Origin of the sequence: Legionella jamestowniensis, from assembly GCF_001467745.1 — a bacterium.
In the GTDB taxonomy this organism is placed as follows: Bacteria; Pseudomonadota; Gammaproteobacteria; order Legionellales; family Legionellaceae; genus Tatlockia; species Tatlockia jamestowniensis.
In genome coordinates this window covers 1,591,120-1,617,218 of the sequence record NZ_LNYG01000013.1, presented here as the reverse complement: position 1 = coordinate 1,617,218, position 26,099 = coordinate 1,591,120, and the positions used below count along the sequence as shown (strand labels likewise).

Genomic DNA, 26,099 nt, shown 5'->3' with positions numbered 1-26,099 from the left:
AGTAGCTTCCCGATATGAAGAGTTAGCGTTTTGATTGGTTAAGGTAATTGTGACCATGCTTGTCGAATAAAACTCAGATGGGTAATTTTATTAAATCACCCATCTGAATGAATAATAAGATTAAATCAATTCTGCTGTTAAATCACCTTCACTTAGGGTGGTTTCCTTTTTCTTAACCCCTTTCACTAATGAAGAATCAGCAGTAGATCTTCGTAATTCATCATCACTGAAGTCATCAACCGCAATAATCTCTTGTCGTTTGATTTCAGCTGCTTTTAAGCGAGCGACTTCTTTTGTGTCTAACAGCCCCTTCTGTTCTGCTTCCTCAATCTGTTCTAATAAAGTTAATGAGGTGAGTTTTCCATCTTTAACCGCACGACTTACTTTCTTCTCAACTTCTTCAACTGTACAAATCATATTAAACGTTTCTTCCAAACGCCCTAATGGACAATTTTGAACAGCTTCTTTAAATACAAAACGTGTCAAACGTGATCTGGTTTCATTAGGTTCGGTAAGGATCTGAGCCACTTTATGATCCAAACCATCCGCAGGTTTATGACGATGGCTGCCGAAGGGTTGTAAAATTAACTTCAACACCACGCGTGCCCAACGGGCAGGAAAATTAGAAATAACGTCATGAATGGCTACTTCGCTATCATGCAATAACTGCTGGCAGCACCAATCCACCACAGGCAAATCATTGATTGGTTCACCATCATCATGAAACCGTTTTAAAACAGCAGAAACTAAATATAAATTACTAAGTACATCGCCTAAACGAGCAGACATTCTCTCTTTTCGTTTAAGTTCTCCTCCGAGAACTGCCATTGCAAAGTCAGATAAAAAGGCCAAGTTAGTACTGTAGCGATAAACCAATTGATAATAGCGCCTGACTTTGCTTTTGGGCGTAAACACAAAATGAGCGTCAGTGACTGCAAACATTAATGATTTGGTTAGGTTAGCTAACACAAAGGCAGCATGTCCCCAAAATGCTTCATCAAAGGCTTGCAAATCATTTTTTCGAACACTTTCCAGTTCCTTAAAGACATAAGGGTGACAGCGAACCGCCCCTTGACCAAAGATAATAAGACTTCGTGTCAGGATATTTGCCCCTTCCACAGTAATGCCAATGGGTAGGTTCTGATAGCCACGTCCAAGATAATTATTAGGCCCTAAACAAATGCCTTTGCCGCCATGGATATCCATCGCATCAAGGGCTACTTGGCGTCCTTTTTCTGTCGTATGGTATTTTAATATCGCACCCGCTACGGAAGGTTTAGCCCCTTGATCAATCGCTGCAGCAGCCATAGTAAGGCCAGCATCGATTAAATAGGTATATCCAGCAATGCGGGCTAATGGCTCTTCAATACCTTCAAAATTGGCAATGGCTGTATTAAATTGCTTGCGAACTCTCGCATAAGCGCCGCTCGCTAAAGCAGCAGCTTGCGATCCACCTGTCGCACTCGAAGGCAAAGAAATAGCCCGGCCAGCGCTTAAACATTCCATAAGCATACGCCAACCAGCACCAGCCATCGCAGCACCACCAATCAAATAATCCATTGGAACAAAAACATCTTTTCCTTGTGTAGGACCATTTAAAAAGCCGGTATTAAGTGGAAAATGTCGGCGGCCTTTAATCACACCGGGCGTATTTGCAGGGATTAATGCACAAGTAATCCCCACATCATTTCCCTTACCTAACAGGTTTTCAGGATCAAACAAGCGGAATGCCAGGCCAATAACCGTTGCAACTGGGCAAAGGGTAATATAACGTTTATTCCAGGTTAAACGGATTCCTAACACTTCTTTGCCATTAAATTCTTGACGACAAACAATTCCTTTATCCGGAATTGAAGCAGCATCTGAACCAGCGTTGGGGCCTGTTAATGCAAAACAGGGAACTTCCCTTCCGTCTGCCAATCGCGGCAGGTAATACTCTTTTTGTTCTTTCGTCCCGTATTTTAATAATAACTCGGCTGGACCTAATGAATTTGGTACAGAAACGGTACTACCTACGGTAACAGAACGGCCATATAATTTTGCAAGAATGGAGAATTGCGCAGTTGCTGAAAACTCTAAACCGCCATATTGTTTAGGAATAATCATTCCCAAAAAACCTTTTTCTTTGATGAATTGCCACATATCAGGGGACATATCCGTTCTTACATGTGTAATATCCCAGTCATCGATCATGCGGCAGAGTTCATTAACAGGACCATCAATAAATGCTTGTTCTTCTGCAGTTAATTTAACAACAGGTGTAGCTAGCAATCGGTTGAAGTCAGGGGCACCGCTAAATAAATCACCTTCCCAACTCACGGTTCCAGCTTCCAATGCTTCTCGCTCTGTAGAAGACATCGCGGGCATTGCTTTACTCACTATGCCGAATATACGACGTGTTAATAAACTTTTACGCAGGGATTTAATAGAACCCAGTATGAAGACAGCAAATAATGTCCACAAAACAATTTGGGAAATGACACCTGGAGAGCCATATTTAGTCACTAATAAAGCAAACAGACCATAACTGATAGCCCATACGACAAGAGATGCTTGTTTGGCTAACAATAAGATAGCCGCACTTACCGCTGCAAGAACGATTAGACTGTGCACCACTATTCTCTCCTTTTAATAAAATTATCCTCAGGTTTGAAAATTTAAAAATGAAAACATTCTTAGAATAGGCTTAGAAGACAGCGGTTTTCAAGCAATTCGGGGAAAGTTATCATCTTTTCAGTATAGCATCCAGAACACTAAAAACTTGCTTTGCGACGTGTTCTGGTGACTCCATTGGTAACATGTGAGTCCCACTTATTCTCACACTCGTTATATTGTAATGCTTCTTCATGTAGCGTATATCAAGCTTGTCAACTACTGTACTTTTATCCCCATAAATTAATGCCGCAGGGACGGTTAATTTACCTTCATACTCATGAAACGTGTGTGGGATGGTTCGATAGATTAAATACTCTATGTGGCGATCAAACCGCAGTATATATCCATGCTCCGTTTTTCTTAGACCATAGTCAATATAATCCTGCAAGCAATCCGATGTAAATGTTTTAAATAAATCCCGGTTTTTAAGATAGTCAATAAGTTGTTCTTTAGTTTGCCAATGCTCTCTTCGACTTCGCGTCCTAAAAGCAGGGGTCACCCTGTCAATCACGCCTAAGGCTTTGGCCAGTCGCACCATGCTTGATTTAAATCTTCCCAAAAGTGGTGAATCAATCATCACAACTGCTTTAAATAACTCAGGCTTTTCGATAGCCGCCAACAAACTTAAAACGCCCCCCAATGAATGCCCAAGGGCGATTACGGGTTGGCATGCCTTAAGCTCTACACTGGCTATCACCTCATCGACAAGAAAATGCCAATTTTCAGTAACGGGAAATAGCGGGTTGTGCCCTATTTTGTCAATGTAGCAATAATCATATTTTTTATTTAATTGTTTTAGCAACTGTGAATAGCATAGTGAGGGAAATCCATTCCCATGAGCAAAATGAATTAACTCCCTCACGAAACCACCAGCTTCTGACTTTCACGTTTTAACGAGATAACAGCAAAGCTAAAATAAAATGCTAAAAGAATAATCAGTACCACCCCAAATCCCGGAAATAACCAATCAAAGGTTAAACCTAATACAAGGAAAACTATTTGTGGTGTCAAACTAACAGCCAATAAGCGCGATGTTTGTTTATAACTAATGGTGAGGTGAAAAAACAATCTTGCAAGAAATTGCCCCATCAGCGCAAATACTAATAAAAAGACGAGATTAATTGCAAAAAATACAAGCGCTATAGTTGGATAAATAATCAATTGGGAAATTAATTTTACTTTGAATAAACCTGAAGATTCAACCCAGGTTTTACCATCAAAGATCTGGTTAATGTTTTCACTGAGCGGTTGAACATATACCGGGTCTTTTTCTTTATTCGGCTGTTTTGTGAAAAAAAACTGGGGCGAAGGAACTCGATAATAAAACTTGTCTTTTGTAATTAAAGCCGCTAAATGTGGATAAGCATTATCGATAGTGGTTACCGTACCTGTAGTGTCTATAATAGAAACCACTTGACCTGATTTATTTTTTACAAAATAGGGCATGGGTTTATCGAAAGAAACCTTTCCATTTTGAATATAAATGGGTGGAAGTTGCTTAATAGGCTCAATAAGTTGCTGCTCGAAAAATGTATCAAAATCGAAGATAATACGTATGCCGAAAGGAATAGTCACTATAAACATGACCAGTAACAAATAAAGTGCACCTAATCCTTTCCACCGTTTGCCCACATCAACATACAAACGCCTGCTAAAAAAAGACAAGACGATGGCTTGAAAATAATTATAAAATGGAGCATCAATCTTTCTTAAAAATTTTTTTTCTTCAGCCATGCCACCCTCCAAGGCGCAATCCTGTCTTTTGATGGAATAGATTAGCTTTATTTACAACAAGTTCCAAGGTAAATTGATTATCAATAATTTCAGTATCTGCCGGAACGCGTACTGCAAATTTTGCCTTGCCACATAAAGTAATCGCCTGTACCAACTTATCGGCCCCCATGTCATCAATAAACTCAAGTTTTACTGGTAAGGCTGTGGTTTCATCTTTTTTAGAAATTCGTAAATTTTCAGGACGAATACCTATAACAACTTCCGTCCCACAGGAAATCGAATCGCTTAAGAAAGGCAATGGAAATGTTACTCCCAGCTCAGTAACTACTTTTTGATTATTTAAATCAATTCTTGCTGGTAAAAAATTAATCGGATAATGGCCTGTAAAACTTGCAACAAATACAGAGGCAGGCTGATTATAAAGTACATGGGGGGCACCTATCTGTTCTACCTTGCCTTTATTAAGCACTAACACCCTTGATGCCATCGTCATGGCCTCCGTCTGATCATGAGTGACATATAAGCAGGTAGTGTTTAGTTGTTGATGCAGTTTTTTAATTTCATAGCGCATTTCTGTGCGCAGTTTTGCATCAAGATTGGAAAGTGGCTCATCAAATAAAAATACGGCAGGTGAGCGCACAATTGCCCTCCCCATCGCCACACGTTGTCGCTGTCCGCCTGATAAAGAGAGAGGCTTGCGTTGCAGATAATCTGATAATTGCAACATCGTTGCCACCTCATTAACTCGCTGCTGAATATCCTTAGTCATCATCCCTCTCATTTTCAAACCATAAGCCATATTCTCAAAAACCGTCATGTGAGGATAGAGAGCGTAGGTTTGAAAAACCATAGCCATATCGCGCTTGGCAGGAGGAATTTTATTAACACATTGATTATTAATTAAAATAGCACCACTTGTTACCGTATCAAGACCTGCTACCAATCGCAATAATGTCGATTTCCCACATCCTGAGGGTCCTACTACTGCTACAAATTCACCCTTTTCAATGTTTAAATTGATGTTGTCCAGAATGAGTTGCTGGCCATAGAGTTTACTTACGTCAACTAAGTTTACAGTGGACATTAATGGATTAACCCCCTTTCAAACCACCGTTGCATCACCAGCACAACCAGACAAGGAGGTAATAAGGCAATTAAGGCGATGGTCATAATAAAGTGCCATTGCGGAATTTGATCTGCAACGCCAGCTAAATAACGGATCCCCATTACAATGGTTGACATGTTGCTATCGGTAGTAATAAGTAAGGGCCAAAGGTATTGATTCCAGCCATACACAAAAAGAATAATAAATAATGCTGCAATCTGTGTCCTCGACAAAGGTAAAAGGATATCTTTAAAGAAACGCAGCGGCCCTGCCCCATCAAGCGTTGCTGCATCCACCAGTTCTTTGGGGATAGTTTTAAAAAATTGACGGAACAAGAAAGTTGCCGTCGCAGAGGCCATTAATGGTAGACTCAATCCAGCGAAACTGTTCAGCCAACCAAACGTGGCAATCACTTGAAAGGTAGGAACTATCCGCACTTCCACCGGTAACATTAGGGTAGAAAAAATTAAGGCAAAAAATACACCCTTTAGAGGAAATTGAAAATACACCAAAGCAAACGCAGACAACAAAGCCAATATAATTTTACCACTTGCAATCAATACTGCCATGATAAAACTGTTGACTAGCATTTGCCATATCGGTTGTCCTCCGGTCGCTGCGATTCCTTGCGTTAAAACCGTCTTAATATTGTCAAACAGCCTATGCCCTGGCCAAACAGGAAGTGGCGCTTGCATCATAGCAGTTCCTTCATGACTGGCGGCAACTAATGCTAAATAAAGCGGCATAAATAATAACAATACGAAACAAATTAACAAACCATGGTTTAGAATCCGCATTAAAATTTTCATTCGTAATGCACCTTTTTTTCAAGGTAGCGAAATTGAACTAGTGTGAGCACAATAACCATAAACATTAACATAACCGACTGCGCCGAGGAACTTCCCGGGTCTAACCCCACAAAACCATCTTTATAAACTTTATACACCAAGGTGGTTGTACTGTTGTTAGGCCCTCCATTGGTCATTACATCAATGATGCCAAATGTGTCAAAAAACGCGTAAATTAAATTCATTATTAACAAAAAAAAGCTTGTTGGCGACAAGAGTGGAAAAATAATTTGCCAAAACCGCCTCCATCCGGATGCCCCATCAATAATTGCTGCATCAATTAAAGAAGAAGGAATTGCTTTAAGCGCTGCAAAGAAAAACAAAAAATTGTAACTTAATTGTTGCCAGCTCGCGGCTAATATTACTACAAGCAACGCCTGTTTGGCATTAGTAAGGTAATTAAAAGCAATACCAAAATGCTGCAGTGCATGGGTTAGCCAACCTATTGCTGGTTGACACAAAAAGCGCCACAGTATGGCAGCGATTGCCGGCGCCACGGCATAAGGCCATAGAAATAAAGCTTTATAAACTCCCTGGCTTTTCTGTCGCGCATGAACAAGCACCGCTAAGAATAAACCCAGCCCCATTGTCAATAAGGTCACAAAAAAAGCAATTAAAAAAGTGACATAGACAGCCTGTAGATAACCAGGATCTTTTATCAAATCAAAAAAATTGGTTAATCCAGCAAATCGACTATTTATACCAAACGCATCACTAAAGAAAAATGCCTGAATAACAGCACTCAGTGCAGGCCAAATAAAAAATAAAACCGTGACAAGCAATTGTGGCAAGATAAGTATCAAAGCCAGTTTTTTATATTGTGTATAGTTAGCCATTAAACAATTAAATAACCTGGTTGTTTTGCAGTATATAACGAACGGTTTTCAATTGGCGAGCTTTAATAGAATACTATGCGTCTTGTATGTCTCACGTAGGATAAATTCCTATGATAGCTCCTTCCTTTCTTCCTGCGAATTTGTATCGGTCGGTATAGAACCTTGCGAAGTAGTTTGCTTAGGTTGGGTAAAAAATTGAAAAGTACGGCGATGTGCATACTGTTTCTCAGCTTTTACGTCACTTTCACTAAGATAATGCACCAGATCATCAGCGATGGCTAACATTGTGGCAAGCACTATAATAACTACCGCACAAACAAATATTGCACCTCTTTTTTCAGATGAATCAAAAAATAAAGACAACGGTGTGGTGTGTATGATGATTAAAAACACATAGGCCGAAGGTATACTAAGAGAGAGTAATTCTTCAAATAGTTTAGCTGCTGAATCTGCTGTCATTCTTCTCGACATGATTTGTATTGTCATATGATGATGTCTTTTTTTGTCAAGACGCAATAATGTATTCGTTATTTCATTAGCATCTGGCAAGTTTAGAATTAAGTCGCGCCAATCATAACTTGTATGTGATAGAGCAAGCTTTGATCTAATATCAAGAAACTTAAGAACTATTACTTTAATTTCCGGAGGTAAGTTTTGGAGTCCAGGCTCTGCAGGCTCATATTTTTCTTTCATGGTTCATAGCCCTAAATTATTGCCCTTTCTGCAACATTAAACTTTATTTTTATGTAATTTTGGGCTTCTGCAGAAACGATTTATTTGTATATAAACCATATAAAATACTTATATGACAGGTAATGTAGGTTGGTGTTTACCCTGATCTGGTTGCCGCTTAAGAGGCAACCAGGCTACAATTGGTTAAACAAAAGCTCTCGGCAATACTATGCGTTGCATTTTAATAGAAAATTCTGGTCCACAAAGTCGATTAATCATGAATGAGCAATCACTTCCTGTCTGTCAAAAAGAAGAACTGCTTGTAAAAGTAAAAGCAACGGCTGTCAATCGTGCTGATTTATTACAACGTCAAGGCAAATATCCTCCACCTGCCGGTGAGTCTGACATACCTGGGCTAGAAATAGCGGGGGATGTTATTGCTGTAGGGGATGAAGTCACACGTTTTAAAGTGGGTGATGCTGTTTACGGTCTTGTTGGTAGTGGAGGCTATGCTGAGTATTGCTGTGTTAATCAGCATCTGGCAGAGCGAATTCCTGCCAATTGGGATTATGAACATGCCGCTGCATTGCCTGAAGCATTAATAACCGTACATGCTACCGTTTTTTTGTTGGGCCAGTTAAAACAAGAACAAAGTTTATTAATTCATGCTGCGGGAAGTGGAATCACATCCCTTGCCATTCAAATGGCTAACTTACAAGGTGCTAAAATAATCAGCACTACTAGTACTCAGGATAAAATGCTCAAAGCTAAAAAATTAGCTTCAATCGCTCTTATTAACTATAAACAAGATGATTTTGAAGCAGTGTTAGGTGAGTGCGCCGTGGATGTTATTGTTGATTTTATAGGTGGTCCTTATTTTTCCAAACATCTTAATCTTCTAAAAGTACAAGGAAAACTTATCCAGATTGCCTGCATGCAAGGCCACCAAGTGGAAATGAATCTACTACGGATTATGCAGAAGCGATTGCAAATTAATGGTTTTGTTTTGCGTTCACAATCATTGACCGAGAAAGCTGAATTATGGAAGTCAGCACAACATCAATGGGGTACGGCATTATTAAATCAACATATCATGCCTGTTATTGACTCCAAATTTGGCTTCGAAGAAATAGAACAAGCCCACTTACGAATGCAAAATAATGAACATTTTGGGAAAATTGTAATAACAATGCAGTAAATTTGCATAACGCACAAGAAGCGCGCGGTATGCAAACAGTTAACAATTATAGTTTAATGGATGCTCGTGCTGCTGGATTGACAAATTATCCGGTATTTGGAGCGGCTGTTTAAATTTGCCTGCTTTACTCGCTCTACCCTCTGGATTTCCAGTTATACGCCAATTTGGAAGAATAGTACCATCTATCATTTCGCTGGTTGCGTTCTTGCTATCTCTCCCTAACTGAGGTCTTTTTACTGCCATGAAAGTAAAACCTGGTTTTCCTTGCACACCATTATTGAAGTTAAATTCAGTAGGATGACTATTGTCTTGTCCATCTACATAAGATTTCCATCTAAACTCCTCGAGCACGTTGGCAGTTAGATATTCAATAATTGCCAACGTAATTGATTTTCCTCGGCATACACGAGAACCATCACCAAACGTAGCTAAGGGGTGTAATCTGGTATACTGTTGTTGATTCTCTTCTGGCTTAAATTCATTGGCAAAAGGCCCCCACTCTTGCGTATCACGGTTAGCAATCCAAGTGCTGTAATGAAGTTTGTCCCCGGCTTTAATATGAATAATTTCATCCTTATACTCGATTATAAAGTCTTCCAATGCTTCACCGGGCTGGGCATAAATTGTTGTGTACAGTCGTCCCACTTCAGTAATGTATAATTTAAGCTCTTCTGCTGTTGGAGTTCTAGACAAATACCGTTCACGAATTTTGTCATTACCAAATTCCACAAAAACATGATCTAAATATTTTTTAATGTTGTCACCACCAGCAAAAAGCAAAGACACTATAATTTGTCTTAGAGACTCTTTATCGGTACTTTTCACATAATTTTCACGCAGATAAAACGTTTGGTCTTCTAACATGATTCTGTCGATGTAGGTATTTAGACGCTTATTGGCCTCAGCCCGCAACGCGTTTAAATCAGCATGAGGGTTTACCATACATTTAAACGCCATATCGGAAATAGTTTCAATTTCTTGAGAAAGTTCATTTATCCAGTTGTCGTGCCAGGTAGCATTAGGATAAAAACCTCTTAAAAAGATTTTTAATGCATAAAAGCGAAAATCAAGATAACAAATTTCCCCCAGCTTGGATTCTGCAGCATCTCGTATTGCAGAAATTAATTGAGCCGTTTCCTCTTTAATGACCTTTATAAATCTTTTTTTATACTCATTGTCGATAAATTTTTCTTCATTGTCATCAATCGATTTAATAGTTAGGGTAGAAATCATTTCCTGTATAAAAGGTGTATGGATTTCACTATCTGCACTTAAAATTCCCATGCCTATCGCTTCAAGTACTGAGCCAAACGCCCTGCCACCACTTATTTTAGGAATATCCGGATGTGTTTCAAAATAGGAAGGAGAAACTGTTTCAGCACGCGGTATGCGGCGAAGTGCTTGCAGGATTACAGGATTACCAATAGCAACCACTCGATCACACACTTGGGACTTGGTGGGAGAAAAAATAGGTATCGTTAATACTTTAAGCTTGTCATTTGGAATTTTATTGTATTGCTCATCCAGCAATTTATGAAAGGCATTTGGGTCTTTGGCGGCGTTGTGATTTATAATTAGACGATAAAGATTGACTACTCCATTCCCATAGTCAGTGATTTTTGTAAAAAGTTCCTGTCCTTTATTTACGAGATTTGCAAGTACTCCTTTCCGCACTGTTTTAATGGTGACCTTATTATCTGTGTTACTTTGGGGCATTTTTTTCCTACTTCAATTTAGGACAAATTTTTACGGCACACGCTGGAAGACGCTATTTATACTCACTGGCAACAACTGTTTGGCTTTTTTTTAAGGTGCGTGCTAACAGTTGGGTATATATTGGTTTATTACCCGCCAACTGTACAATAGTAGTTGATGTTAAACAACTCACCATCAGTGGTAAAATTAAAGAATAGTTTTGTGTCATCTCTACTACCAGAATAATACCTGTAACTGGTGCCCGAACTGCAGCCGAAAATAAAGCGCCCATTCCAGCTACAGCAAACATACCCGGTTGAACCGTGACATCATCAACCACATAATGAAGAATACCAGCGGCAGCCAGGCCTAACAAAGTACCTAAAGCAAGCATCGGTGCAAAAATTCCTCCAGGTACACTAGAAGAGTAACAAATCATTGTCGTTGCAAATCGAATAAAAATTAATAGCCATAAAACAGTGAAGGAAGGTGTCATGGTTAGCGAACGCTCAATGATTTCATAACCTCCGCCTACTGTTTCGGGAAAATTTTGTGCCAAAAATCCAACAAGAATACCAATCAATAAGATATACATAATTCGCATTTTGGCCGATAATTTATCCGTTGCAGCCAAGGTAGCCATCAAAATTTTATTAAAATAAAGCCCAACAAATCCAATTAAAATGCCAAAAATGAAGAAAAGCCAGAGGGATTTCAGGCTAGGCAAAGAAAAAACGAACATAGGAATGGCAGGCTGAGGACCGATAATAAAATGCAAAGTAATGGTGGCCATTACACAGCAAATCGCTACCGTCTTGAAGTTTGTAAAGGAAAAATTAAATTGACGGCGCATTTCTTCCAGCACAAAAAGTACACCCGCCAATGGCGCATTAAAAGCGGTGGCCAATCCAGCAGCAGCACCGGCTGCTATTAAGGCATCACAGCGTTTCGGAGATAAATGTAAAAATTCCCCCAGCATCTCACCAAGATTTCCTCCCATTTGGATGGTAGGTCCTTCGCGTCCAAGCACCATTTTGGCGGTGATAGCCATCACACCACCAATAAATTTAACAGGCAACAAGCGCCGCCACAAAATGGGGCGCTCGTGCAATAACGCCCCTTCAATTTCTTGTACGCCACTACCTGAAGCTTCCGGGGCAAAACCTCTCACTAAAAACCAGGCAAGAAAGATTAAGACAGTGGAAATAGCAATCGATACTAACGTTTTACCAGCCTGTGTGTGTGCAGTTTGTACAATCGAAGCAACCAAATGATATCCATACTGCACAGCTAACTGAAAAAAAGACCCTACTATTCCGGTAAGAATACCGAGAATAATGGCTACAAAATAGAGCGTTAAAATTTTATTGCGCATTGGTACTTATCATTCCCATGAGGTTATTTATTATTTTTAACCCGGCTTGATTTGGCATGGAAAGAATCGTTTCTGGATGAAATTGCACAGCCTGGATGGGGAGGGAACGATGTGCAATTGCCATCACAATCCCATCTTTGCTAAGGGCAGTTACTTCAAGCTCCGCAGGCAACTGCTCCAACCGAGCATAAAGCGAATGATAACGACCGGCGGTAAACAAAGAACCTAATCCTGCAAAAAGACCGGCATTATTTTTAACCTCAATCTCAGAAGCTTTTCCGTGCATAGGATAACTTAGGGTATCTAGTTTACCGCCAAAATACTCGACAATCCCTTGTAACCCCAAACAAACACCAAATAAAGGTAACTTATTTTTAAGGACGACATCAATAGTTTCTGACACTTTAAAATCAGCAGGCCTCCCAGGACCAGGTGACAACAGTACCAAATCAAAAGGCTCACTTTTTAAATACTCTAACGCATAGTCATTGCGTACTGTAACTACCTCAGCACCGGTTTGACGTATATAATTCGCCAAAGTATGCACAAACGAATCTTGATGATCCACCAGCAAAACACGTTTGCCCAAGCCATTGGTCGTTAAAAAAGAAGCAGTGGTTAATTTGGTTTCAGGCTTTTGTAACATATCTAAAAATGCGGATGCTTTTAAACGCGTTTCCTGTTCCTCGGCTTGAGGGTCCGAATCAAACAGCAAGGTTGCTCCGACACGAATCTCAGCAATTCCTTGTTGTATACGCATGGTTCGTAAAACAAGCCCTGTGTTTAAGTTACCGTTAAAACCAAACCAACCAACAGCACCCGCATACCAACGTCGTGGTGATTTTTCATGTTCTTCAATAAATTTCATAGCCCAAAGTTTAGGGGCACCGGTTACGGTGACAACCCACATATGAGTAAGAAAAGCATCGACCGCATCAAAACCCTCTCGTAAAATGCCTTCAACATGATCAACGGTATGAATAAGACGGGAGTACATTTCAATTTGCCGGCGTCCTAAAACGCGTACACTGCCAGCCTCGCAAATTCTCGATTTGTCATTTCGGTCAACATCAGTACACATGGTTAGCTCAGAAGCCTCTTTTTCCGACTCGAGAAGAAGTTGAATATTATGAGCATCCTCTATTGCATCAGCACCGCGTTTTATAGTGCCAGAAATTGGGCAGGTCTCTACCCGTTTGCCCTGTACGCGCACATACATTTCCGGTGACGCCCCTACCAAGTACTCATCTTCTCCTAAATTAATAAAAAATCCATAGGGAGAAGGATTAAGGCGGCGCATACGACTGAATATAGCAGAGGGTTGTTCGGAACAATGCGCATAAAAAGTCTGACTGGGAACCACTTCAAACAGATCGCCACAGGCAAAACGTTGTTTAGCAACCTCTACCAGTTTGGCATATTCACCTGAAGCATGATCACAATTTTTCGCAGGTTTTAGCTCTGGCTTGTAATTTTTAAACTCCCCCTCTCGTGGTAAAGCCTGAGTTGATTTACCTTGAAATTGAAAATTATAACGCCGAATAAATGCTTCTTCTTTACGATGATTCACCACATAAATTTCATCTGGAAGATATAAAACCATCTCACGCTGCTCTTGCGCTCGAGGTTTGCATTGCTCCAAAGCCTCAAATTGAAAAATTAAATCATAGCCAAAAGCCCCATAAAACCCTAAATAAGGTTCATCGGATTTGAAAAAAGCCAATAATTTGCGCAATACCGTAAACACTGAAGGCTGATGACTACGCTCTTCCTCACTAAATATTTTTTTCCCAGGTTTCACTTCGATGGTGCAACGTTGCTCTGAATGTCCTGTAATTGATAATTCATCGCAACCCGATAAAACAGGGTGGATAATTCCCAAAAGGACTTCGCCGCGTTTATTCAGTGCCTGTAATTGGATGGTATGGGCCTTACAAATTATAGCTAGAGGAGGATTATAAAAACCAATGTCCCAGCAAGTATAACGTCCTGGGTATTCAAAACTCGACGCAAACAATGCACCTCGTTGAGTATCCAGCCGCTCAAGAAGTGGTTCTATAGCATTTTCATAAACCAAACAATGCTGTTCATATTCAATATAAATACCCCCCGCCGTTTTTACCTGCTCTAACATAATGCACCCATCCAAAAACATGGTAAACCATTCTACTGTAAAACAGGGGCTCTGCAAGGTATTCGTTTTAGTTTTTGCTTTCCCAAGGGTTAAGAAGTTCTACTCCGGTTTCTTCAAAATCTTTGACATTCCTTGTTACTACTACAAATCCATGAACTAACGCTGTAGCAGCGATTAAGGCATCTCTTTCTGAACGACGATCTGGAATATGAAGTTTTGCATATCGTTGGGCTACTGTAATATCAATGTTTATAATGCGCTTTGAAAAAGCAGGAAGTACATGGGAATTAAGCCAGGTACGTAAAATAGCGCCTTGAGATGGGTCTTGACGTTCTTTCTGTAAAATTCCGATTTCTATTTCTAGTATGCTAATTACTGATAGGAATAAAGAGGCTGTGGAAGCTGTTTTAGTCCATGATATTACATTACCATTAGCTCTTGTACCTTTTCTTATTTCAGATACAACATTGGTATCCATTAAATACATTAATCAAACTCCTCTATATGATAAATCCCTTTTATTTTGGGTGTTTCAAACTCAATATCTGTCTCATCAGGCATAGCTAATAAGTCAACGATAGTTTCTTTAGTTTTAGATAATTTTAAATAGTCTTCGATTGTTAAAAGTACATGGGCTGGATGTCCTCTATCAGTAATAAAAACAGGGCCTTGTGCTGCTGCTTTCTTTATTTTACTGACATCTTGATTAAACTCACGGCTAGTAAATGTTGAAATTGTCATAATCATCTCTTTGTAGCTACGTAACTACAATATTAGAATGAATGTAGTTACTTGTCTACATACAACTAAACTTGTATATCCAATATTCTTAAACGGAGCAATGTCCCTTAAGTTTTTTCTTTTATCATTTGCGAAAAAAATGTATCTTAGTCCCTAAAAGATGGCTTTTCTGGAAAAAAATGGCAATTACAAGCGATGATTTAAAAAGCATTGAACAGCTTGCTTATCTGGACGCAGAACCCAGTGAAAATACAAAGTTAGCGGAAGAAATTAATGCCATCATGGATTTTGTTGAACAATTAAAGCAGGTCGATACAACGGGAGTTGCCCCACTGTTTCATCCTTTCGATTTGCACCAGCGTTTAAGACCAGATGAAGTGCAGGAGCAAGACTGTAGCAGGCAATTGGAAGAGATTGCGCCACTTTTCGAAGAGAATTTGTATCTGGTTCCCAAAATTATTGAGTCAGGACAATAACAGATGCATCACTATTCTCTAAAAGAATTATCTTATGGTTTGCAACATGGACACTTTTCTAGTGTCGAATTAACCCAATATTTTCTACGTCGTATTGAGCAAAACAAACTTCTCAACGCGTTTATCACGGTTAGTGAAGAGAACGCGTTCAATACTGCATCCCAGGCTGATAAATTACTTCACGCAGGTCAGGGTAGGTCTTTGACAGGCATTCCCATGGCACATAAGGATCTTTTTTGCACCTTAAAATTTCCCACGACCTGCGGCTCAAAAATGTTGGCTTCTTTTCAGTCTCCTTATCAAGCGACTATCGTCTCGCGACTTGAAAAAGAGGGTGTTGTTGTCGTAGGAAAAACCAATATGGATGAGTTTGCCATGGGCTCAGCAAATGAAAATAGCTATTCTGGCCCCGTTCGCAATCCCTGGGACACGAACAGGGTTCCGGGAGGATCTTCCGGAGGTTCTGCTGCAGCCGTAGCAGCTGGACTCATTCCCTTCGCAACTGGCTCTGATACTGGGGGCTCTATTAGACAACCTGCTGCTTTTTGTGGCATTTCAGGGATAAAACCTACTTATGGCTTAATCTCCAGATTCGGAATGGTTGCTTTTGCATCCAGTCTAGATCAGGCGGGCCCTATGGCGCGTAGCGCCGAAGATCTAGCCATCATTTTACAGGCAATGGCAGGATTTGACAGCAAGGACTCCACTTCAGTCCATCAACCTTTGACAGATTATTTACTCAGTCTTTCTTATCCCTTAGAAGGGTTAAAAATTGGCTTGCCTTCCTGTTTCTTCCAGAAAGAAGTGGATATGGCAGTGCAGGAGGCAATACACGCTGCCGTAAAAATTTTTCAGCAACAAGGGGCAGAAATTATTGAACTTGACCTACCGCTGCAACCACTTTGGGTGCCTTGTTATTATGTCATTGCCTGTGCTGAAGCCTCATCCAATTTATCGCGTTATGATGGCATACGTTTTGGGCATCGCAGCGCCAGAGCTGCATCCGTACGCGAATTGATTATTAATTCACGTAATGAGGGGTTTGGCGAGGAAGTCAAACGGCGAATTTTGACAGGCACCCATGTGCTCTCCTCGGGCTATTTTGATGCTTATTATTTACAAGCCTTAAAAATAAGACGATTAATTCAACTCGAACTGCAAGATGCATTACAACAAGTTGATATTATTTTAGGCCCCACCACGCCTACCTGTGCTTTTAAAATAGGTGAAAAAATTAATGACCCGATACAAAATTATTTAGCGGATGTTTTCACCGTCGCTGCCAATCTGGCAGGTTTACCCGCTCTCTCAATCCCTGCAGGCTTTAGTGAAGGGTTGCCAATAGGCATGCAATTAATTGGCAATTATTTTGACGAAGCAAAGCTTCTCAATATAGCCCATTATTATCAACAACGTACTGACTGGCACCAAGCCAGGCCAACCTATAAAGGGTGATTTATGGCATGGGATACAGTGATAGGTCTTGAAGTTCACGCGCAATTAAAAACAAAGTCAAAGTTGTTTTCTTCTGCGGCAACTGCTTTTGGTGCCCCACCCAACTCACAAACCAGCTTTATCGATGCAGGACTACCCGGTGTTTTGCCAGTCCTTAACCAGAAAGCAGTTTATATGGCCATTCAATTTGGACTGGCTATCCATGCCCAAATTAATAAGCACTCTTACTTCGAGCGTAAAAATTATTTTTATCCTGATCTGCCCAAGGGTTATCAAATAAGCCAATTTCAAGCACCTATCGTCTCACATGGTTATTTAATGGTTGAGTTGGACAACAACAGAGAAAAAAAAGTCTCTATTGTTAGGGCTCATTTGGAAGAAGATGCGGGGAAGTCACTTCATGACGCTTTTCCTAATTACAGTGGAGTTGATTTAAACCGTGCAGGAATCCCCTTATTAGAAATAGTGACAGCGCCTTGCCTTTTTTCCGCTGAAGAAGTAGTGGCCTATTTAAAAAAATTACACCAGTTGGTGCGCTTTCTTGGAATTTGCGATGGGAACATGCAGGAAGGTTCTTTTCGCTGTGATGTTAACATTTCCCTTAAACCCAGAGGCTCTGAGCAACTTGGGGTAAGAACTGAACTTAAAAATTTAAATTCCTTTCGTTTTATTGAAAAAGCGATTGCCTATGAACAGGCCCGGCATCAAGATTTATTAGAGAATGGTCAAGCCATTCACCAGGAAACGCGATTATATAACCCGGATACCAATGCGACTTATCCCCTTCGCAGCAAAGAAAATGAAAACGATTACCGTTATTTCCCCGATCCCGATCTCTTGCCTCTACATATCAGCGAAGCAGATTTGGAAAAAATCAAACAAACAATGCCCCCTTTGCCGGAAGAAATTAAGCAAACGTTTCTTAAAAATAAACTTTTAAACCAAGAAGATATTAACTTTTTATTAGCCTCACCTGCACACTATAAATTCTTCCAGGCGGTAAAAGCACAAACAATTGCCGATGAAAAAATAATTATCAACTGGCTTAAAGGTACCCATGCAGCGGCTCTTAATGAAGCCAATCTTGATTTTGAAAATTCACCAGTCCCTCCTTCATCCATTGCCCTATTGCTTAATTATCTGAGCCAAAAAACTATTTCGGCCAAAATTGCAAAAGAAATTTTTATACACCTATGGGCTGGAGAAAAGGATGTGGATGAAATCATTAAGCAAGAAGGGTTGTCACAAACCATAGATGCTAATTTACTCGATGAGGTTGTTAAGTCAATTATCAATCAATATCCACAGCAAGTGGCTGATTATCGTGCAGGTAAAGACAAGTTATTGGCTTTTTTTATCGGCCAGGTAATGAAACAGACAAAAGGACAAGCCAATCCAGATGACGTAAACCGTTTACTAAAAAATTATTTAGAGTCTAAAACCTGATAGTTTGATGCCCAATATGCGTTGCACAAGATAATATTTTTTATGTCGTCGTTGCAAACGAAGTGAGGCAATCCAGAACGGAGCCTTGCTAAAGATCGTACTAGATTGCTTCGCTGACGCTCGCAATGACCCGATTCTATTTCTCTACTATTCAAAACCAAAATACGGTGATACTAAATAATCTGCGAACTCAGTTAACTGGAGTGACGCATTGCTGCAATCAAGTTAAAACAGTGTTCGCAGTTTCCTTGAAGGTGCAGTTAGCCTCATTTAATAAGGCTTTACAATTACAGTTGTACCAATATCCATAAACTCCTGGTTCAACCATTTAGCTGCTCCAGGCAATACACGAATACATCCATGGCTTGCATTCCAATTAGGTACTTCATAGGCACCATGAATGGAGTATCCTCCATTAAAATGCATGCAATAAGGCATTCTTGCCCCGCCATTGGTTTCAATAGGATAAAGACTGGAAGTACAATCCTCTCCTTTCTTGGAATAAATTCGGAAAGTTCCTGTTACAGTGCGGCAAGGTCTACCAACGTCTTCACAAAAATCTTTGCCTCCAGAGGCGCTACCAGTTTTTATGCGGTTACCCTCTGCATCATAGGCAGCCCATGCAGTTGCTTTAGGGTCAAAAATAAATACTTTTCGACCAGTAGCAGCCCTTTTCTCTGGAAAATGAAAGCTGCCCTTGCTATCAGAAGCAAAACTCCTTGTATAGTGAACATGGCCAGCATCGTCTACGACTGAATCTCTATCCATCGCACAACCGACCGTTAACACACACAGTGGCCCAATGAGAAGTTGTTTTTTCATTGGTTAACCCTCCCTCTTTTTTTTATGTTATCGGGAGAGTTTTGAATAAATTTAGCTTTTTTTATAAATATTTTTAACTATTTGATTATTTTATGTTCTTTTTGTTGGTTACAAAAGCTTTTCCCAAGTCCGTCGGCAACATCGCTTCAATAGCCAACATCAGTTGTTCATCCGAACATTCGAAGCATCCGCCACGCGGTGGCATTGTATTCAATCCTTCTTCAGTATGTTGGAATAATTGATTGAATCCTTGTTTGAAACGATACTCCCAATCCTCTTTTTTCCCCATACGAGGAGCACCTACAGGTATTAACGGTTTAACTGCATGACAACTAGCACAGAAATGTTCAACAATTTTCCCACCCTCATTAGGTTGCCCTTTAATTGACTGTAACAATTCTTCAGGCCGATGACTGGCCGAATAAGAACAGATACAAAAACAGCAGCCTAATACCACTAAAAGGACTCGATATAAAAACATCTCATCTCCAAAACTGGCCCAAATCTTGCTTAAAGGCAGTAAGACGTAAATTTGGTTAATGAGACTACCCCAATGAAACAGGTTATTCTAGTTTTTTTTCTATTTTTTACACACAATGTTTTATATGCCACAGAAAATGTTCAATCCTTAGACTTGCTCAAAGAAAAAATTGAACAACATATCCTTGCCTCGCTTGCCACGCAACAAGACAGCAAAATTCAGGTAACCGTTGATAAAATTGACTCCAGACTCAAATTAAAAGCTTGCCAGGATGATCACCTTGAAGTATTTAATCCTTATCAAATTCCAGTCATACGCGCCAACACAATGGGCATTAAATGCCAGGAGACAGAGAATCGCTGGACACTTTTTGTACCCGTTAAAATAACCGTGCAAAAATTTGTCCTTACTGCGAAACATCCATTACTTAAAGGAACTTTAATTAACGAAGACGATGTGGAAATCCAGGAAGTAGATATCAGCCAATTAAAGCAGGGATATTTTGATAAAACGAGTGATGTGATTAACCAGGCTTGTAAAACAAACATTGCCCAGGGAAATGTGATTACTCCCCATCTTTTGCAGGCAGAGCCTTTGGTTCGAAAAGGCGAGCGAATTGCTATCCAGGCCCTAAGTGAAAACTTTAGTGTGACCATGGAAGGGATTGCTTTAAATGATGGAGCCGCTGGCGACCTGATTCGCGTGAAAAACCTTTCGTCAAAAAAAATTATTGAAGCCCAGGTGAGCGCTAAAAGGCAAGTTCGGGTTTCACTTTAATGCTGCAGATAAATCTTGATCTTTACAAGAATAGGGCCTTCGCGTTGCTCCCAAAAACCTACGTCATGTCGAACGTAGTGAGACATCTCCTGATACAAAGCAGCTCCCTCCCTATGTTCGGGATATCAGCTTTTTGATGTTTGCCACCATGTAGTTAGGATACTCAGGAGGACGATATTTTGTGCAAGCTGGCGGTGTCAAATTAAATTAATCCAAAATGATATGATCTTGCCCTGATGTACTAGCTGAAAAGATGACTTGAATTTTAAAGTGTGGTATAGGTAAAAGTATGAAATTATTCTAAAGATTTTATTAATAGGAGCCGATAACAATCATGAGCGCAATTGAGAGTAATGTTATGGTAAATCCAATTAATGACTCGAATCCTTACAAAATACTGGATACAGAGAGTCGATTACAGCGAAACCAATCTGTTACTCCAGAATCCCATTCTGATGAGAGTAACCAGGTGAATTTAAGTAATTTTTCAAAACAACTCAACAAATTAAAAGAAGTTATTTTGAGCGCTCCTGAAATTGATAGCAATCGTGTTGAATTGTTGAAAGAAGAACTTGCCAGTGGCCGCTATCAAATGAACAGCAAGCAAATCGCTTCAATGATGTTTCAGGATATCGAAATGGCTTAATTCCTACGATTTAGCATGATAAGAAAAAAGCTTATTTATGATATTAAAATCTGAGCAGCAGAAAATTTGAGAATCGAATTTAAAACATTCCATGCTACCTATAAAAGGATTTCCATAAATGACTACTACAAAGCCCGCTCTGCTTATTCAGACTTTAGAGCAAGAAATAAAATTGGTCGAACAACTTATTGCAATTTTAGAAGAAGAAAAAAATGCTTTAATAGCGCGTCAGTTTGATTTGCTGGAAATATTAGCAGAGAAAAAACAAGCAATTGCCAATCAACTTGAACAAACCACTCAAATCCGGACAGATTTATTAGAATTAAACCTGCAAATCAAATCTGCCAAGCAAACGCTTGAGGATTTTTTACTTCAAAGCTCTACCCAGGAAGCACAACACATTAAGGCATTAAACGAAAAACTTGCTGAAAATTTAATTCGTTGTCGCGAATTAAATGCGATCAATGGACAAGTAATCACCAGCAACATGTATACGCGCCAGGAAATTATTAATACTATTACAGGTCAAACACCTGATAACACAACGAGCGTTTATACTGCTTCCGGTGGGGTAAAATCCTCTAACGACTCGAATAGTCATCAAAAAGCCTAATTTGAAGGCAAAGGAAATATTTTTTGTAAATTGTAATCAATAATTGCACAACAATAATATTTATGGTTATACTTTGTCCCACCTCAATAGACAGGGTATAACCAATGTCAAAAAATACACTCTTTAATTTTATTGGCCTCCATTTTACTAAAGATATTTTTACCTCTGAATGTACCAAAGTCGTTCTTGATAGGAATAAAGAAGAAAGTCTTTATTATCGTCTTGAGTTAGCCCCTACCAAAGTAGAGCTTAGGGATAAAAGCCAGGCCTATAAATTACTGAATCACCATATAAGCATTTATGAAACAGAACGCAGAGATAACCCCCAGTTAAGTCAATACCATTACACCGCTTACTTCACCAACGCTGAGGGGGAAGTTTTTCGCCTCCATGTGTATTTCAATGCAAATGACGAACTTACTATGAACGCCAGTTTTTCAAAAGAAGAGGAAATTGGTTATACGCCAATTGAAACACCTCGGTTAGAAGATGCATTTATTAATTTAGCAATCACCCACGTGCGACCCGTTATTGCTCAATTAAGAAAAAAACACAAGGAAACCGTTAAACAATTGGAAGTCGATTTTGCAGCACTTGAAAAAGAAGCCGCGGAGCTATTACAGCAAGGGAAAGAACATACAGAAGAATATGTGGGTATACTGGACAATATTTGCGGGGTTTTAACAGACTTGACTCCTCTGGTTAGACATAACTTATACTCAAAAAATCTGCATTTTTTCCAAAACATCCAAAAATCGCTTGCTATAGAGCCTTCAGATATTATCGATGTCGCAGAGAAGAGTTCTCCTTTTGAGCCCACAAAGGATAACTCTTCAGAGTCGGAAGAAACAAATCAATCTTCTAAGAAAGGTAAAAGCATTCATTCAACTCAGCAATCAGAAGGGAAAAAATCTCGGAAGCCCATTAATACATTTATGAAGGAGTTTAGAGGTCTAGACGCTGAAATGAAATTACTTAAAGATCTGGAAAGAACTCTTCAAGCTCAAAAATTAGAAGATTTTCTGTCACGGATTCAGGCATTTTCTTTAACACACAAACAAAACAGGCAGAATTTGACAGTATTTGCACAACTACAAAGCCTTTACCGTGAAACTCAATCGTTGGGTGAAAAAGTACTTCCAACCCTGTTGTTTGAGAAAAAATTTGACTTGGCCAAGCAATTAGTTTCCTGGCATCACTTACTGGATGAAAAGTACCTTAACCTTAGTTTACAGACAAGAAATCATGAGCTTTTAGATTTTATATTAACCTATGGTGATTTTAACCTTAACAATCAACCGGTTACCATTAAAAATATAACCTACCCCTCTGCTATTCAGGTGTGTTTTGATCTGCATAGTCACCAATCATCCATGGGAGATTGCCTATCCATTCTTCTCAAACATGGCGCATCACTTTGCATGGGCGATACAAATGGCTTTCCTTTTGCCTATTCTATCATGTCAGTACCCAACCATCCGTTTAAGGAAGCATTATTGGCGAATAGGGATAAGACCCTTGATTCAGTCAAGTTTTTAAAAGAATTACGCTTGTTACTTAAGCATTGCCTAAGTAGCAATCAATTGTCTCAGGATAAAAGTGAGTCTATTTTGGAAGAGATTGATTACTGCAACTCACGCCTGAATTTTTTATCGCAACCCGACTTAAACACTGCCTCTGGAAAAATTTATCAGAAAAAATCCGATGAATTTGTAGAAAGACATTTAAGTAAAATAATTAAAAAACTTCGTTCTGATCCTGAAATTATGCTTTTATCAGCCCAACTGGATGCCTCCAGTAAAAGACTATTACAAATGATAGGAAAAGGAAGAACTCGATCCGCGCAGCGTCAAGTTGCCAATACACTGGATTCTCTTGATAAACTATTAGTCGAGCAAGGCATTACGATAGATAGTTTCGAACAAGTAAGAAAGGATACCATTGAACAAATGCAAGGCCAATTATTACTGATTAATAAAAAAATTGAGCTTACTGAGTTACAAAAGGAAATTACCCGACGCCCTGTAATAGTAGGGAAATCGAATAAAGCGCAACGAAACCTTGATAAACAACAAAGAACACTTCTCAGTGAAATTAGTGAATTAGAAAAAAAATATGATTTGCAACACCATGTAGAAAAAACGCAAAAACTGAGTAGTGAATTAAAGCAATTTGAAACGGCAACTAAAGAGCTGGAGAAAATGCTAAACAGTTTTTCTCTCCTGCAGGATAGTCTTACTCGCTTTATGGAGGCATTACCTGAGGTGGATGGTGAGGGTGAAGTGCTTTCTGAAAACGCTCAATCAGATGCAATCCCACTTGTTGAAATGCTAACAAAATTCTCCTCAATCTTTCAATCACCTCCTAATGGGGCCAAGAACGATGAAAGTCAAAAGAACGAGAAAAAACTCGATCTCTAGCTCTCTTAGTTCATAAACTTCTGCAATTTTTCATAAAATTGCAGAAGATTAGTCGTATAAACAGGAAAGATTAGCGCGCCTGCATTCGTAATGCCCCATCGAGCCGAATCACTTCACCATTCATTAATCGATTTTCAACAAGATGTAATACCAATGCAGCAAACTCTTCAGGTTTTCCCAGTCGCTTTGGAAAGGTTACCGTTGCCGCCAAATTATCTTGCACTTCTTGAGGCATATTTAACAATAACGGCGTAGCAATAAGACCTGGGGCTATGGTGTTAACGCGAATAGCAAATTGTGCTAACTCACGGGCTGCTGGTAAAGTCATCGCTACCACCCCGCCTTTTGAAGCACTATAGGCCATCTGCCCGATTTGACCTTCAAACGCAGCGATAGAAGCGGTATTGATAATCACTCCTCTTTCTTGTGATTTTGCTTCAAGCTCCAAATGGGTCATTGCTTCGGCCACCACACGCATAACATTAAAAGTACCTACCAAATTGATATCAATCACGCGCTTAAAATCGGCTAAGGGCATAGCGCCTTCTTTACCTACCATACGTTTGGCAGGCGCGATACCTGCACAATTAATACAAATTCGTGGTCTACCTACTTCATTGATTGTTTTTTGTATCGCCTGTTCAACTTCTTCAGCCACACTTACATCACAAGTTACCGATAAGGCTACATCTTTAAGGGTATGTTCTGTGTGTTTGTCCCAAATAATAACCTTGGCACCGTGAGAACTTAATAACTCGGCACAGGCTTTCCCCATACCGGAAGCCCCACCAGTAATTACAGCAATTTGATTATCCAGATTCATTTATTATTCCTTATGCTATTTTTAAACGATGCAATTACCTTAAGTAATTTTTACTCAATCCTTTGAATTCCTCTGTTCCAGCTTGTCCCACCCACTCAAAAAAAACCATTTCAGAAGTGACAAGCTGAATACCCGCCTGCTTCATACGCTTTAATCCGTATTTGTGATCAATTTCTGCCCTGCTACTTACAGCATCCACTACAACAAATACGTCATAACCGGCTTTATTTAAATCCATTGCTGTTTGCAAGACACAAACATGGGTTTCAATTCCAATCAGAACAAGTTGCTTTCTTGCAAGAGACTCAAGATTTTGCTTACAAGAGGACTCTCGAAAACAAGAAAAATGGACTTTTTCATTGGTTTGATAATGTGCCGTCAATGATTTTAAAGGTTCAACAGTATGACCTAATCCTTTTGGATACTGTTCACTTACCAACATAGGTATCTTTAATTCTGTAGCCAAACGAATTATCCAGGCACAACGCTCTAGTATTTTTTCAGGCTCTTTTACATGGGGAGCCAATTTTTCCTGAACATCAATAAGTAATACGCAAGATTGTTCTCTCTCCAATAACATCGGCTTCTCCAAAAATTAAAAAGATCATCTCATCCTAAATGATTAATACTGTCAATTTTTTTTGGCATCCACTTCTGTGCAGGAGAAAAATGTAGAATCGCGTCACGCTCCATAAAATGTGATTCTGGCTTATCAGCTGGTATTAAGGCAGTCCGGACACCTGTTTGCCTATGTGCTCTAAAAGCTCACTTACCAGGGCTTGCCTATTAAATGATATCAGCTTCATCGACACACTCCAGCTCATCTAAAACACCTCAAGTAGAAAGCTCTTCACCAAAATCCAAATCGTTCATTTAAAAATCATGAGGCAGCTGCGCTGCCTCAAAAAGAAAGGGATAAAGGAGGTTAAGGGGTAAAAGTTCGAACACACCTAATCGGGTGAGTATCCGGCTTAAAGCCTCCGTCACCCTGGATGCCAGTGTCGAAGTCCTGGACCCAGGCGTTGAACGTAGGATTGCCGGAATTCTCGGTAGAACTCCAGTAGACAAGATTGCCAAAACCGCCTAAATTATTCGTATGCAATGTTGTATATAAGTTGGGATTGGTAGTGCCACAGCCAGCATTAAC

At 39.6% G+C, this 26,099-nt stretch carries 25 protein-coding genes; 8 read left to right on the top strand and 17 right to left on the bottom strand.

Going from position 1 to position 26,099, the window contains the following annotated elements; all coding sequences use genetic code 11:
• Positions 1 to 120: 120 nt before the first annotated feature.
• The 7 genes from Ljam_RS11540 to Ljam_RS11510 form a co-directional block, all read right to left on the bottom strand.
• A complete protein-coding gene (locus tag Ljam_RS11540; RefSeq protein ID WP_058450166.1) occupies positions 121 to 2,616 on the bottom strand; it encodes an acyl-CoA dehydrogenase in 2,496 nt (831 codons plus the stop codon).
• 109 nt (positions 2,617 to 2,725) lie between these two features.
• Positions 2,726 to 3,517: an alpha/beta fold hydrolase gene (locus tag Ljam_RS11535; protein WP_058450165.1), complete on the bottom strand. Its 792-nt coding sequence runs from the start codon at positions 3,515 to 3,517 to the stop codon at positions 2,726 to 2,728.
• Positions 3,514 to 4,389 (bottom strand): DUF1189 family protein, encoded by an 876-nt coding sequence (locus tag Ljam_RS11530; RefSeq protein ID WP_058450164.1) that lies wholly within the window; start codon positions 4,387 to 4,389, stop codon positions 3,514 to 3,516. Before Ljam_RS11530 ends, Ljam_RS11535 begins: the two co-directional genes overlap by 4 nt.
• Entirely contained in the window at positions 4,382 to 5,473 is a 1,092-nt protein-coding gene (locus tag Ljam_RS11525) for an ABC transporter ATP-binding protein (RefSeq protein WP_058450163.1), read from the bottom strand. Before Ljam_RS11525 ends, Ljam_RS11530 begins: the two co-directional genes overlap by 8 nt.
• Positions 5,473 to 6,303, bottom strand: a complete 831-nt coding sequence (gene ugpE / locus Ljam_RS11520) for a sn-glycerol-3-phosphate ABC transporter permease UgpE (RefSeq protein WP_058450162.1) — start codon at positions 6,301 to 6,303, stop codon at positions 5,473 to 5,475. The genes Ljam_RS11525 and ugpE overlap by 1 nt, the downstream gene beginning before the upstream one ends.
• The gene (gene ugpA, locus Ljam_RS11515; protein WP_058450161.1) at positions 6,300 to 7,178 is read right to left on the bottom strand and encodes a sn-glycerol-3-phosphate ABC transporter permease UgpA; all 879 of its coding nucleotides are present in this window, start codon (positions 7,176 to 7,178) and stop codon (positions 6,300 to 6,302) included. Before ugpA ends, ugpE begins: the two co-directional genes overlap by 4 nt.
• Before the next feature lie 108 nt (positions 7,179 to 7,286).
• The gene (locus Ljam_RS11510) at positions 7,287 to 7,871 is read right to left on the bottom strand and encodes an F-box protein (RefSeq protein ID WP_058450160.1); all 585 of its coding nucleotides are present in this window, start codon (positions 7,869 to 7,871) and stop codon (positions 7,287 to 7,289) included.
• A gap of 208 nt (positions 7,872 to 8,079) precedes the next feature.
• On the opposite strand from Ljam_RS11510, the gene Ljam_RS11505 reads away from it, so the two are divergent.
• Complete coding sequence (locus Ljam_RS11505; RefSeq protein WP_058450159.1) at positions 8,080 to 9,048, top strand: NAD(P)H-quinone oxidoreductase; 969 nt, start codon at positions 8,080 to 8,082, stop codon at positions 9,046 to 9,048.
• A 39-nt stretch (positions 9,049 to 9,087) separates the two neighbouring features.
• Here Ljam_RS11505 and Ljam_RS11500 read toward each other — a convergent pair whose 3' ends face one another.
• From Ljam_RS11500 to Ljam_RS11480, 5 genes are all read right to left on the bottom strand, one after another.
• Positions 9,088 to 10,764 (bottom strand): cytochrome P450, encoded by a 1,677-nt coding sequence (locus tag Ljam_RS11500; RefSeq protein ID WP_058450158.1) that lies wholly within the window; start codon positions 10,762 to 10,764, stop codon positions 9,088 to 9,090.
• A gap of 52 nt (positions 10,765 to 10,816) precedes the next feature.
• Entirely contained in the window at positions 10,817 to 12,118 is a 1,302-nt protein-coding gene (gene clcA, locus Ljam_RS11495; RefSeq protein ID WP_058450157.1) for a H(+)/Cl(-) exchange transporter ClcA, read from the bottom strand.
• Entirely contained in the window at positions 12,108 to 14,252 is a 2,145-nt protein-coding gene (locus tag Ljam_RS11490) for an anthranilate synthase component I (RefSeq protein ID WP_058450156.1), read from the bottom strand. Before Ljam_RS11490 ends, clcA begins: the two co-directional genes overlap by 11 nt.
• A gap of 67 nt (positions 14,253 to 14,319) precedes the next feature.
• Positions 14,320 to 14,739, bottom strand: a complete 420-nt coding sequence (locus Ljam_RS11485) for a type II toxin-antitoxin system VapC family toxin (protein WP_058450155.1) — start codon at positions 14,737 to 14,739, stop codon at positions 14,320 to 14,322.
• Positions 14,739 to 14,993: a type II toxin-antitoxin system Phd/YefM family antitoxin gene (locus Ljam_RS11480; protein ID WP_058450154.1), complete on the bottom strand. Its 255-nt coding sequence runs from the start codon at positions 14,991 to 14,993 to the stop codon at positions 14,739 to 14,741. The genes Ljam_RS11485 and Ljam_RS11480 overlap by 1 nt, the downstream gene beginning before the upstream one ends.
• A 179-nt stretch (positions 14,994 to 15,172) precedes the next feature.
• On the opposite strand from Ljam_RS11480, the gene gatC reads away from it, so the two are divergent.
• From gatC to gatB, 3 genes are read left to right on the top strand one after another with little or no spacing between them, the layout of a single operon-like run.
• Complete coding sequence (gene gatC, locus Ljam_RS11475) at positions 15,173 to 15,469, top strand: Asp-tRNA(Asn)/Glu-tRNA(Gln) amidotransferase subunit GatC (protein WP_058450153.1); 297 nt, start codon at positions 15,173 to 15,175, stop codon at positions 15,467 to 15,469.
• A gap of 3 nt (positions 15,470 to 15,472) precedes the next feature.
• Positions 15,473 to 16,924, top strand: a complete 1,452-nt coding sequence (gatA, locus tag Ljam_RS11470) for an Asp-tRNA(Asn)/Glu-tRNA(Gln) amidotransferase subunit GatA (RefSeq protein ID WP_058450152.1) — start codon at positions 15,473 to 15,475, stop codon at positions 16,922 to 16,924.
• Positions 16,925 to 16,927: 3 nt separating this feature from the next.
• Positions 16,928 to 18,370 carry an Asp-tRNA(Asn)/Glu-tRNA(Gln) amidotransferase subunit GatB gene (gatB, locus tag Ljam_RS11465; RefSeq protein WP_058450151.1) on the top strand — a complete coding sequence of 481 codons (1,443 nt, stop codon included), beginning with the start codon at positions 16,928 to 16,930 and terminating at the stop codon, positions 18,368 to 18,370.
• Between the two features lie 270 nt (positions 18,371 to 18,640).
• Here gatB and Ljam_RS11460 read toward each other — a convergent pair whose 3' ends face one another.
• Positions 18,641 to 19,192: a L,D-transpeptidase gene (locus Ljam_RS11460; RefSeq protein ID WP_058450150.1), complete on the bottom strand. Its 552-nt coding sequence runs from the start codon at positions 19,190 to 19,192 to the stop codon at positions 18,641 to 18,643.
• Between the two features lie 85 nt (positions 19,193 to 19,277).
• Positions 19,278 to 19,673, bottom strand: a complete 396-nt coding sequence (locus Ljam_RS11455) for a c-type cytochrome (protein ID WP_058450149.1) — start codon at positions 19,671 to 19,673, stop codon at positions 19,278 to 19,280.
• Between the two features lie 72 nt (positions 19,674 to 19,745).
• Between Ljam_RS11455 and flgA the strand changes: the two genes are divergently transcribed.
• The 4 genes from flgA to Ljam_RS11435 all read left to right on the top strand — a co-directional run bounded on the left by flgA (position 19,746) and on the right by Ljam_RS11435 (position 24,129).
• Positions 19,746 to 20,450: a flagellar basal body P-ring formation chaperone FlgA gene (gene flgA, locus Ljam_RS11450; RefSeq protein ID WP_058450148.1), complete on the top strand. Its 705-nt coding sequence runs from the start codon at positions 19,746 to 19,748 to the stop codon at positions 20,448 to 20,450.
• A 334-nt stretch (positions 20,451 to 20,784) separates the two neighbouring features.
• Positions 20,785 to 21,096, top strand: a complete 312-nt coding sequence (flgM, locus tag Ljam_RS11445; RefSeq protein WP_058450147.1) for a flagellar biosynthesis anti-sigma factor FlgM — start codon at positions 20,785 to 20,787, stop codon at positions 21,094 to 21,096.
• 118 nt (positions 21,097 to 21,214) lie between these two features.
• Positions 21,215 to 21,709, top strand: coding sequence for a flagella synthesis protein FlgN (locus tag Ljam_RS11440; protein WP_058450146.1), 495 nt, complete (start codon positions 21,215 to 21,217; stop codon positions 21,707 to 21,709).
• 104 nt (positions 21,710 to 21,813) lie between these two features.
• Positions 21,814 to 24,129: a hypothetical protein gene (locus tag Ljam_RS11435; RefSeq protein WP_058450145.1), complete on the top strand. Its 2,316-nt coding sequence runs from the start codon at positions 21,814 to 21,816 to the stop codon at positions 24,127 to 24,129.
• A 70-nt stretch (positions 24,130 to 24,199) separates the two neighbouring features.
• On the opposite strand, the gene Ljam_RS11430 is transcribed toward Ljam_RS11435, so the two are convergent.
• The 3 genes from Ljam_RS11430 to Ljam_RS15540 form a co-directional block, all read right to left on the bottom strand.
• Positions 24,200 to 24,952, bottom strand: a complete 753-nt coding sequence (locus Ljam_RS11430) for an SDR family NAD(P)-dependent oxidoreductase (protein WP_058450144.1) — start codon at positions 24,950 to 24,952, stop codon at positions 24,200 to 24,202.
• Positions 24,953 to 24,986: 34 nt separating this feature from the next.
• Positions 24,987 to 25,532 carry a hydrolase gene (locus Ljam_RS11425; RefSeq protein ID WP_058450143.1) on the bottom strand — a complete coding sequence of 182 codons (546 nt, stop codon included), beginning with the start codon at positions 25,530 to 25,532 and terminating at the stop codon, positions 24,987 to 24,989.
• A 345-nt stretch (positions 25,533 to 25,877) separates the two neighbouring features.
• Positions 25,878 to 26,099: DUF1566 domain-containing protein (locus tag Ljam_RS15540; protein ID WP_238583720.1), on the bottom strand; the 222-nt coding region annotated here is incomplete at its 5' end.